Below are 10,817 nucleotides of genomic sequence, written 5' to 3'. Positions count from 1 at the left end.
ACATGCTCAGCCGAAGGCCGCCCGCATGTACCGCAGTTACCAGTCCGAGTGATCAAGTACGACGAGCCGTTCGGACCCCGAGGTTAAAGATCAAGCTAGTTGCCCGGTTCGGTCAGTCGCCGAGCACGGCCAGGGCCTTGCCCGCCGAGTCGACCATCGGCCGAGGCCGGCGCGTACGCCTCGATCGGCACCGCCGTGACCGTCGCGACGGCCATGCCGTTCCTGATCCGTGTCATGAGCGGACAGCTCCTTGCGGGCTTTTGAGATCGAACGGTGCGGACGGCGCCTCTCTACCTCTTCAAACTCCGGTCACCACCGCCTCGGATGACATCCGCCACAAACTTTTTTTGTCGCCTCGGCGGGCCGCCTGATCCCAACAGCCCACGCTTGGCCACATATCCGGCGATCAGCGGCATCGGCGCGGAACCGGACGCGGTGGCTCAGCGGCCGCTCTGCCCTCCGGCCCGCCGCGGGCCGGGACGGCGGACCGACCGGCGTACGCGCGCTAGGTGGCCGAGCACGACGGGGCCGACGAGCGGCCGGTGCACCTTCGCGTGCTCGTTCCGAACCGAGCGCCGAACGGCGACCAGGCCCCGGACGGCTGCTCCGAGGAGAACACGAAGTCGTACGAGCGGATGTGCCGGATGACCGTCTCACGCGACCCCGTAACTGGTGTGGCGCACGTGTAGGCGCTGCCTCAGCAGCAGTCGTTCTCCGTTGGTGGCGGACCGTTTGCCGTCGAGATGCCGGTGTCTTATCGTCAGAGCAAGTCGCCGGGCGGGACGAGTCCCGAAGAGTTTCTGACGTCCGGCCGGATCGGTGCCGGGCCCGATTTTCCGGCCGCACTCCTCATATGGCCCTCGTCAAATGGCTCTCGGCCGACATGCCACAGGAGGACAGAAGACCGGCACCGCACAACGCTGCGCGGGAAAACAGCATCCTGGTCGCCTCCTCGACGGAATGGCGGAGACATGCTTCTGCGACGCCACACCCTCACAACAGTGGCCGCCCCTGTGGCCCTGGCCCTGTTGCTGTCCGGCTCCACCCTCGACGCGTCCACGTCCAAGGCCGTCTCGGCGGCCTCCGGTGGCGTGGCCCCAGAGCGGCTGGAGTCCGTCGCCGCCTTCGACGGTGCCATGCCGACGGGCGTGACCATCTCCCGTACCGGCAGGATCTTCGTCAACTTCCCGCACTGGGGAGACAAGGTCCGCTACTCGGTGGCCGAGATCCGCGACGGCAAGCCCGTCGCCTATCCGAACCGCGAAATCAACGTCGCGGACAGCAGCGATCCCGTCGGTCACTTCCTTGGCGTCCAGAGCGTCGTCGTCGACGCCGCCGACCGGCTGTGGGTCGTCGACACAGGACGTGTCGAATGGGCCGACGCTCCGGCCGGTGGTCCCAAACTGGTCGCGGTGGACCTGCGGACCAACAAGGTCATCCGTACCATCGTGCTGCCGGCCCAGGTGGCCGGGCCGCTCAGCTTCATCAACGACGTCCGCTTCGACCTCACCCGAGGGAAGGCCGGCACCGCGTACCTCACGGACGCGTCAACGGACGGTCCGAACGGTCTCGTCGTGGTCGACCTCGCCACCGGTGAATCCCGGCGCCGGCTGAACAACGACCCGTCCACACTCCCCGTGCCCAACTTCGTCCCCACGGTCGAGGGCCAGCCGCTGCTCAACCGGCCGGCGAACGGACCCACCAGCCCTCTCAACGTCGGGGCCGACGGTATCGCTCTGAGTCCCGACGGAAAGTGGCTGTACTACTGCCCGCTGTCCAGCCGGACCCTGTACGCCGTCAGCACAGACGCGCTCACCGACTTCCGCCGGACCGACGCGCAGGTCGCGTCGACCATCCGTAACCTCGGGACGAAAGGGATGTCCGACGGTCTGGAAACCGACAGCGCGGGTCGTGTGTACGGCGGAGACATCGAGCGGAATTCTCTCGTCCGCCGTGAGACCGACGGACAGTTCCGCGTCCTCGTCCACGACGACCGTCTGATCTGGCCGGACACTCTGTCGGTCGGCTACGACCACTACCTCTACGTGATGGCCAACCAGCTCAACCGCCAAGCGGTCTACCACGGCGGTGTCGATCTCCGGCGCAAGCCCTACATGCTGTACCGCCTGCGCATCGACAGCGGCCCCGCCCGACGCTGAAGTGAGCCGCGCCTCGGCAGCGCCGTCCGCCGGTGCCGTTACACCAGGGCCGCGGCCCGGGCGAGCAGCCGCTCGAAGGCGGCGGCCGTCGGAGTGGCCGGTTCGGCCTGGTAGACGACCAACTGCTGACCCGGTGCGCCGTTGACGGTGAACGACAGGAAGTCGATCTCCAGCTCGCCCACCTCGGGGTGGAGCAGCCGCTTGCGGTCGCCTGTCTTTCCCCTCACCTCGTGGCTCGCCCACAGCTCGGCGAAGCGCGGACTGAGCGCGGACAGCTCCGCCACCAGCTCGGCGAGGCGGGCCCGCGCCGGGTCGTGGCCGTAGGCGGCGCGGAGCTCGGCGACTGCGGCCCGCGCCGAGCGGTCCCAGTCGCGGTAGAAGTCGCGTCCGGCCGGGTCGGCGAAGACCATACGCGCCAGATTGTCGTCGACGGTAAAGCCCTGGTGCAGGACGGTGGCCATGGGATTGCAGGCCAGGATGTCGAGGTCGGGACCGAGGACGAAGGCGGGCTGCTCCCGCCAGCCGTCCAGCAGCCGCAGCAACCGGTCGCCCACCTCGGTGTTGTCCGACGGGAAGCGGCGGCGCGCGGTGGGTGCGGCGGCGAGACGGTGCAGGTGCGCGGTGGCCTCCTCGTCCAGGCGCAGAGCGTGCGCGACCGCGTCGAGCACCTGCCGCGAGGGACGGGACTCACGTCCCTGCTCCAGCCGGACGTAGTAGTCGCCGCTGACTCCGGCCAGCATCGAGACCTCCTCGCGCCGCAGGCCCTTCACCCGCCGTCGCGTGTACTCCGGTATGCCCGCCTCCAGCGGCGACACGCCGGCACGGCGTGCCCGCAGGAATTCACCCAGAGGTGTTCCTTGACCCATTTCGCCAGGGTAATACGTGATCGGAACGCTAAAGCAGCCGCTCGAAGCAGAAGGAACGCGCCGAGTCGGCGTACGCGCCGAAGGCCGGGATCGGTTCGTAGCCGGAGCGTGTGTAGAAGCGGACGGCGTCGGGCTGAGCGTCGCCCGTCTCCAGTCGCAGGCTTGTCCACTCTTGTCCGCGTGCCCAGTCCTCCAGCGCCCGGAGGATCCGGAGCGCGATACCCGAGCCGCGGAAAGCCGGCGTCACATACATGCGCTTGACCTCACCGACTCCGCCGCCGAGGTCGCGCAGTCCTCCACATCCGACAGCCGAGCCGTCGTCCTCGTGAGCCACGAAGAAAACGGCGATATCCGCTGCCGATGGCGCGACCCCGGGTTCGCTGTCCGGCGTCCCGTACCTCAGGGCGATCTCGGCCCGTTGCAGCGTGCGCAGTGCGACGGCGTCCGAGTCGTCCCAGGGAACCTGCTCGATCTTCATGTCGCGGATTGTGCTGAGCGCGTGTTACAGACAGGTAAACCAGCCGACCGGAGCTCTGCCGTCAACGTCCGGGCGCGTTGGCCGGTCCCGGCGAGCGGTCCGGTCTCACCTCACTGAGACACCTGAGCGGCAGCACTCTCGTGGTGGTCCAGCAGCGTGAAGACGACGCGCGTGCCGGGGCTGTGGCTGGGGTCGATCGTGATCGTGCCGCCGTGGTATTCGACGATCTTTCTGCACAGCGCCAGTCCAATCCCGTTTCCCGGGTATTCCTCGCGTGTGTGGAGCCGCTGGAAGACCACGAAGACCCGCTCCGCGAACTCCGCTTCGATACCGATGCCGTTGTCCGTGACGGCGAACTCCCATGCTCCGTCGGCCCGCCGCGCGCTGAGATGGACGCTGGGCAGGCGGTCCGGAGAGCGGAACTTGATCGCATTGGTGATCAAGTTCTGCAGAAGCATGCCGAGTTGGGTCCGCTCGCCCTCAAGTATGGGCAGCTTGTCATGAGTGACGACGGCATCGGACTCCTCGATGGCCATGCCGAGCGAGTCGAGGGTGCCCTTGAAGAGTTCGTCAAGGTCGACCGCGACATGGTCGGTCAGCAGCCGTCCGACGCGGGAGAAGGCGAGCAGATCGTTGATGAGCCCCTGCATCCGGTTGGCACCGTCCACCGCGAAGGCGATGTACTGCCGGGCCCGGTCGTCGAGCCGGTCGCTGTACCGGCGCTCCAGCAACTGGCAGAAACTGGCGACCTTGCGCAGCGGTTCCTGCAGATCGTGGGAGGCGACATACGCGAACTGTTCCAGTTCGGAGTTCGAGCGGCGCAGATCGGCGGCCTGAGCGGCGAGACTCGCCTGTGCCGTGTCGCGGAAGGCCAGTTCGGCCGCGAGTCCGGCGCGCATGGCGTCGACATCCGCCGCGAGCAGTCTCAGATCCGCCGGCCCCGAACCGGACACCACATGGTTGAAATCGCCCTTGGCGACTCGCCGGGCGTCCGCCGACAGCCGTTCCAGATGTGTTGTCACACCTCTGCGCAGAGCGACGAAGATCAGAGCCGTCAAGGCGAGAATGACCAGGGCGATCGCGGTGAACGTCCAGTTGCGCAGGGCCCGCGCGTCCTGCAGGTCGCCTCGCGCCTGGTCACGCTCTGCCTGCAGATGCCTTTGCTGCACGGCCATCGCGTCACGGACGGCGTCGAAGGTCCCTTTCCCCTCCTCGGCCCGGTCTTGCGCCAGCGGAATGGGATCGGCGGAGCCGGCGACAGGCTGTGCGATACGGGACTGCCAGCGCGCGGCCCGGCTCTGCACCTGGTCGAGATCCCGTCGCGCGGTGGTGTCGGCGCGGCCGAGGGTTCGTAGCTGTCGCACCGCGGCCTTCTGCTGCGCCAGACCTTCGCGGTAGGGAGTGAGGAACTCGGGACGGCCGGTTATTCCATAGCCGCGGATTCCGGTCTCCTGATTGACCAGGGCGCTTTCGAGGCGTACCGAGGCGATGAGCGCGGGAGTGGAGTGGTCGACGAGCCGGGTGTTGATCGCCGTGGAGCGCGCGAAGATCCATGCCCCGCACAGGACGAGTCCGAGCAGCATGGTCAGCGCGCCGGCGGTACCGATGCCCAGCCAGCGCCGGGTCGTCCATCCCGATGGCATCGGACGCGGAGTGGTTCCGCGCCGTTCGGAGTCGTCCTGGCCCACGGTGTCCACGGCGTGCTCTCCTTCTGACCGTGCCCGGCAGCTATCCGGGCCGGGACAGCGTACCGGCGCACGACAACAACTGTTGTCGGGGGTAGTGTCCCGCCTGGCACGCGACGCCTGGCACGCACGCTCGCCGCGTCGCAGGGGGCACGGACCGGCAAGACGGCCGTCAGCGCCGGCCATGACAGGCTCTCCCCCACCTTTCACGCCCCCTCGACTCCCCCGAACGCAGGAGCTCCACCGTGAACGCCTTCGCCGCCGACCGCCCCTACCGGATCTTCCTTGTCGAGGACGATCCCGCCGACGCGCTACTCATCAAGGACGCTCTGGTCGAACGCGGCATGGCCCGCACGATCGCTCAGGCGACCGACGGAATCGCCGCCCTGGAATACCTGCGCGACGCCGCCAACGAACGTCCCGACCTGATCGTCCTCGATCTGAACATGCCACGGATGAACGGCCGGGAACTGCTCGCCGTCCTCAAGGACGACCCGGCTCTCGGCTCCATTCCCGTCGTGGTGCTGACCACTTCGGCCGCTCCCGACGACATCCAGGACGCGTACCGCCAGCACGCCAACGCCTATGTCACCAAGCCCGTCAACCTCGACGAATTCATCAGCGCGGTCCAGGGCATCGACACCTTCTTCCTCGACACCGCCGCGAAACCGCCGCGCGCCTGAGCTTTCCCGGTGCGGCCGAAAAGCGCCGGACGGCTCCCGTCCGCCTGAGCGGGCGGGAGCGGTGCCATCGCCGGGCGGAATATTCCGGTGACCCATTCCGGCGATCGAGGAACCTTCCCTTGACCGAGGTTCACCCGATCTCGTTACGCCACTTGTTTTTGTCATGGCGAAAACAATCATTCGCTAGTACAGCGCCGCCTCTTGACCCTCCAAAACCTCCGATGTTCACTACGTCTGACGCAGTGGCCGCCCTCTCGTCAGAAATCACCGTCCCGTGATCCGCGCGGCCTCGTTCCGCTCTGTACTCGTACCTCAGTCGGCGCCTCCGGGCGCTCCGAGAGAGGACTGGAAAGTGCGCCTTGTGTCCCGCACCGCGATCGCGCTCCTCCTGTCTGTCCTGTCCCTGGTCGCCGTGGCGCAGTCGCCCCGGGCCGCCGAGGCTTCCGCCGCCGCGCCGCTCTCCGAGGTCCTGGTGTTCTCCAAGACCGCCGAATTCAGGCACTCGGCGATTCCCGCCGGGATCGCCGCCGTGCGGCGCCTCGGCGCGGCCCATGGTTTCTCCGTCACCGCCACCGAGGACGCCGGCGCGTTCACCACCGCCAACCTGGCGCAATACCAGGCGGTGATCTGGCTCTCGACCACTGGTGACGTCCTGAACGCCGCGCAGCAGACCGCCTTCGAAACGTATGTCGGCGCGGGCGGCGGCTATGTCGGCGTCCACGCCGCCGCCGACACCGAGTACGACTGGCCCTGGTACGGCGGTCTCGTCGGCGCGTACTTCGCCTCGCATCCGGCGACCCAGCAGGCCACCGTCGAGATCGAGGACCGTTCCTCGGCCTCCACCGGCCATCTTCCGCAACGCTGGACCCGGAGTGACGAGTGGTACGACTACCGCACCAATCCACGCTCGGCGGTGAAGGTGCTCGCGAGCCTCGACGAGTCGACGTACACCGGCGGCAGCATGGGCGATCATCCGATCACCTGGTGCCAGAACTACCGCGGCGGACGTTCTTGGTACACCGGACTTGGCCACACCGAGGAGTCGTACGCCGACCCGGCCTTCACCACCATGCTGCTCGGAGGCATCCAGATCGCCGCCGGCGCACGGGCCACGGACTGCCGCCCGGAGAACGGATACACCCGCTTGTTCGACGGCACCCAGGCCAGTCTTGACCGGTGGCGGCAGGCGGGCCCCGGCGGATTCACGCTCGCCGACGGCACCCTCACCTCGGTCGGCGGCATGGGACTGCTCTGGTACCCGGTGACGCCGTTCAGCGACTATTCGCTGAAGGCCGACTGGATGATGCCGGGCGACGACAACGGCGGTGTGTTCATCGGCTTCCCCGATCCCCAGGGCGATCCCTGGAGGCCGGTCGATCTCGGCCACGAGATTCAGATCGACGCGACCGACGCCGATCCGACCCGTACGACGGGCAGTGTGTACAGCTTCCGGGCTCCGGACACGGCAGCGCGGACCGCGGCGCTCAACCCGCCCGGGACCTGGAACAGCTACGAGATCTCGGTGCGTGGCCGCCATGTGGAGATCTATCTGAACGGCGTGAAGATCAACGATTACACCAGCACCCGTGACATCGCGACCGGATACCTCGGCGTACAGAACGACGGCGCCGGAAACGACATCAGCTACCGCGACATCAGGATCAAACAGGACACGGAACAGGCCACCGACCTGGCGAGGAACCGTCCGGTCTCGGTCTCCAGCGTCGAGCCCGGCAGTTCACACGTGGGCGCCAACGCCGTCGACGGCGATCCCGCCACGCGCTGGGGCAGCGCCTACACCGACCCGCAGTCGATCACCGTCGACCTCGGCGCCGTCCATACGCTCCAGCGCGTCCGGCTGACCTGGGAGGCCGCCTACGCCAAGGCGTACACGGTCCAGACCTCGTCGGACAACGTGACCTGGCGCACCGTCAACACCACCACGGCGGGCGACGGAGGTCTCGACGACATCGCCGTGAGCGGCACCGCTCGCCATGTACGAGTCCAGGGCACCGAGAGAGCCACCCCATGGGGCTACTCGCTGTGGGATCTCGCCGTGCTCGGAAGCTGACAACACACCGACCGCACACGCGCCCGGTGGCTCTCCCGGCACCGCGGCGCGGACACCGTGCTCAAAACCGAGTCATCGATCGACCCGTCCGCATGGGCAGGTGAGCGTCGGGCCGAATGCCGGTGGCCTCCGCTCACCAGGTCATCAGGACGTCCCCCACCCGCGATCGGCCCTTGGAGGTGCCGTGTTGTCGCGCGCCGTTTCGTTGTTCGCCGCACTGTTCACCCTGTCCGCCCTGCTGCTCGCGCCCGGCACCGCCGCCGCCGCGCCGCGGGCCGTCGCCGCGCCGCCGCCGACGGGCGGATTCGAGAAGGTCAAGCTCGACAGCGGACTGCCGATGGGAGAGCCGATCGAGCTCGCCGTACTGCCGGACCAGAAGGTGCTGTACATCAACCGTGGTACCACCGCCTCGGGCGGCCAGGTCCGCGTCTACGACCCGGCCACTCAGTCGACGACGGTCGCGCTCACCCTGCCGCTGGACGCCCGGTTCGAGGACGGCTTGATCGGCATCAGCCTCCATCCTCGGTTCGCCACCACCGGCTGGGTCATGCTGTTCTACTCTCCGAAGGTGACTCCACTGGTCAACCGGATCTCCCGGTTCACCTTCGACCGCACCACCAACACGATCTCGCCCGCCAGTGAGGACATGATCATCGAGTGGCCGACCGAGCGGGAGCTGTGCTGCCACTCCGCCGGATCCATGTCCTGGGACAGCGCGGGAAATCTCTACTTCGCGGTGGGCGACAACACCAACTCCGGAGGTGACTCGGCGGGCATGGCCCCGATCGACGAACGGCCGGAACGCAGCCCGCAGTACGACGCGCAGCGCACCTCGGGCAATCCGAACGACCTGCGCGGAAAGATCAACCGGATCCATCCCGAGGACAACGGGACGTACACCGTCCCTGACGGCAACCTCTTCCCGAGGGGCACCGCGCGGACGCGCCCGGAGGTCTATGTCATGGGCGTGCGCAATCCCTACCGCGTCTGGGTCGACAAGAAGGCCGGCAACACACTGTACTGGGGCGAAGTGGGTCCCGACGCCGGAGCGACCGTCGCCAACCGCGGCCCGGCGGCGTATGACGAGTTCAACCGCGCCACCGGTCCGGGCAACTACGGCTGGCCGTACTGCGGCGGGCCCAATGTGAGCTACAACGACTGGGACTTCGCGGCCAACGGACCGCGCGGCTGGTTCCCCTGCGGTGGCACGACCGGGCCGGTCAACAACTCACCGCGCAATACCGGCGTCCAGCAGCTACCGCCCGCCAAACCGGCGTTGGTATGGGAGCAGCACGGCGGCAGCAAGGAGTGGCCGCAGCTCGACAGTCCGGGAGGCTGCGGTTCGCCCAATCACACGGAGGTCTACCACTACGACGCGAACCTCGCCTCCGACGTCAAATGGCCTCAGTACTACGACAACAAGCTGCTGATCTCCGAGTACTGCCGGAACTGGATCAAGGAAGTGCAGTTCAACAACGGCAATCCGGCCACCGGCACGCCGACCGCCATCGAGCCGGTACTGGACGGAATGCGCTTCGTCCACCCGATCGACTCCGAATTCGGCCCGGACGGCTCGCTGTATCTCCTCGAATACGGCAGCGGCTATTTCTCTGGCGCCGAGGACGCCGGCCTCTACAAAATCAACTACGTCCAGGGCGGCCGGTCTCCGCTCGCCAAGGCGTCGGCGAACAAGGACAACGGCCTCGCCCCGCTCGCCGTGACGTTCTCCAGCGCCGGCAGCGGCGATCCGGACGGCGATCCGCTCAGCTACGCCTGGGACTTCACCGACAACGGCAGCACCGACTCCACGGCCGCCAGCCCTGTCTTCACCTATCCCGCCAACGGAAGCTTCCAGGCGAGACTCACCGTCAGCGACGGCACCGGCCGGACCGGCACCACCACCGTCCCCGTGGTGGTCGGCAACAACCGTCCCACGCCGGCCATTTCCTCGCCACCGGACGGCGGCGCCTACGAGTGGAATGAGAATGTCACCGTCACCGCCTCCGCGACCGACCCGCAGGACGGTCCGATCGACTGCTCGAAAGTGATCGTCCGGATCGCTCTGGGCCATCAGGAACACGCTCATGAGGTCGCCGAAGGCACCGGCTGCTCGACGACGTTCAACACCGGACCGATCCACTCCGGACTCGACGCCACGCAGTTCTATGTGGTGCGCGCCACCTACACCGACAAAGGGGCCGCCGGTTCGGTGCCGCTGACCGGCGAGCGGCAACTGACGCTGTGGCCGAAGCGATGGCAGGCCGAGCACTTCGCGCAGCTCTCCGGACCGCAGATCATCACGGCCTCGGGAGCCGAGGGCGGCAAGCGCCTGGGAGATGTGCAGAACGGTGAATGGGTCCGCTACCACCCGGTGAGCCTCCAGGGCGTGACAGGGCTCAAGGCGCGGGTCTCCTCGGACAAGGCCGGCAATGTCGCGACCTTCCGCTACGACTCCGTCACCGGTCCTGTGGTGGCTCGGGTGACCGTGCCGAACACCGGCGGCTGGGAGACGTATGCGGAGATCAGTGTGCCTGTCACCGGCGCCGACGAACGGCCTCGCGACCTCTACGTGGTCTTCACCGGCGGCTCCGGCGCCATCCTCGATCTGGACAGTTACACCTTCACCGGCCCCGGTATCAGCCGTCCGCTCGCCGGTCGTCGGGCTGACGCGCCGTAACGCCGTAAGAGGAGGACGACCGCCGGCCGCGCGTCCCGGTCCCGCTCGTGCTCACACGGCACGAGCGGGACCCACGACGGCTCAGCGGCACTGTGATCCCGGTCCGGTCGGACAGCGGCCCGACGCGACTCCGCCAGGACCGGCGGTCGTACCAGGAATTCGCACTCCCGCACCCCGGTGGTCCAAGCGCTCACACTT

Annotated in this window: 9 protein-coding genes; 5 read left to right on the top strand and 4 right to left on the bottom strand. The window is 67.8% G+C overall.

The window, feature by feature from the left end; genetic code table 11:
- Positions 1–95: 95 nt before the first annotated feature.
- Entirely contained in the window at positions 96–236 is a 141-nt protein-coding gene (locus PV679_RS19470) for a hypothetical protein (RefSeq protein ID WP_319681582.1), read from the bottom strand.
- 273 nt (positions 237–509) lie between these two features.
- Between PV679_RS19470 and PV679_RS19465 the strand changes: the two genes are divergently transcribed.
- Together PV679_RS19465 and PV679_RS19460 are read left to right on the top strand one after the other, a co-directional pair.
- Positions 510–689: a hypothetical protein gene (locus PV679_RS19465; protein WP_319681581.1), complete on the top strand. Its 180-nt coding sequence runs from the start codon at positions 510–512 to the stop codon at positions 687–689.
- Positions 690–1,001: 312 nt separating this feature from the next.
- The gene (locus PV679_RS19460; protein WP_319681580.1) at positions 1,002–2,159 is read left to right on the top strand and encodes an L-dopachrome tautomerase-related protein; all 1,158 of its coding nucleotides are present in this window, start codon (positions 1,002–1,004) and stop codon (positions 2,157–2,159) included.
- Positions 2,160–2,197: 38 nt separating this feature from the next.
- Here PV679_RS19460 and PV679_RS19455 read toward each other — a convergent pair whose 3' ends face one another.
- From PV679_RS19455 to PV679_RS19445, 3 genes are all read right to left on the bottom strand, one after another.
- On the bottom strand, positions 2,198–3,025 hold the full coding sequence (locus tag PV679_RS19455) for a helix-turn-helix transcriptional regulator (protein WP_319681579.1): 828 nt from the start codon (positions 3,023–3,025) through the stop codon (positions 2,198–2,200).
- Between the two features lie 28 nt (positions 3,026–3,053).
- Entirely contained in the window at positions 3,054–3,503 is a 450-nt protein-coding gene (locus PV679_RS19450; protein WP_319681578.1) for a GNAT family N-acetyltransferase, read from the bottom strand.
- A gap of 110 nt (positions 3,504–3,613) precedes the next feature.
- On the bottom strand, positions 3,614–5,200 hold the full coding sequence (locus PV679_RS19445) for a sensor histidine kinase (protein ID WP_319681577.1): 1,587 nt from the start codon (positions 5,198–5,200) through the stop codon (positions 3,614–3,616).
- A 233-nt stretch (positions 5,201–5,433) separates the two neighbouring features.
- On the opposite strand from PV679_RS19445, the gene PV679_RS19440 reads away from it, so the two are divergent.
- The 3 genes from PV679_RS19440 (at position 5,434) to PV679_RS19430 (ending at position 10,619) form a co-directional block, all read left to right on the top strand.
- The gene (locus PV679_RS19440; RefSeq protein WP_319681576.1) at positions 5,434–5,871 is read left to right on the top strand and encodes a response regulator; all 438 of its coding nucleotides are present in this window, start codon (positions 5,434–5,436) and stop codon (positions 5,869–5,871) included.
- A 352-nt stretch (positions 5,872–6,223) separates the two neighbouring features.
- The gene (locus tag PV679_RS19435; protein WP_416069751.1) at positions 6,224–7,942 is read left to right on the top strand and encodes a ThuA domain-containing protein; all 1,719 of its coding nucleotides are present in this window, start codon (positions 6,224–6,226) and stop codon (positions 7,940–7,942) included.
- Positions 7,943–8,129: 187 nt separating this feature from the next.
- Positions 8,130–10,619 (top strand): PQQ-dependent sugar dehydrogenase, encoded by a 2,490-nt coding sequence (locus tag PV679_RS19430; RefSeq protein ID WP_319681575.1) that lies wholly within the window; start codon positions 8,130–8,132, stop codon positions 10,617–10,619.
- Positions 10,620–10,817 lie beyond the last annotated feature (198 nt).

This window comes from Streptomyces sp. AK02-01A (assembly GCF_033795305.1).
Taxonomy (GTDB): domain Bacteria; phylum Actinomycetota; class Actinomycetes; order Streptomycetales; family Streptomycetaceae; genus Streptomyces.
Note: the sequence above shows the minus strand (reverse complement) of the source record. Positions and strands in the feature narration are given on the sequence as shown.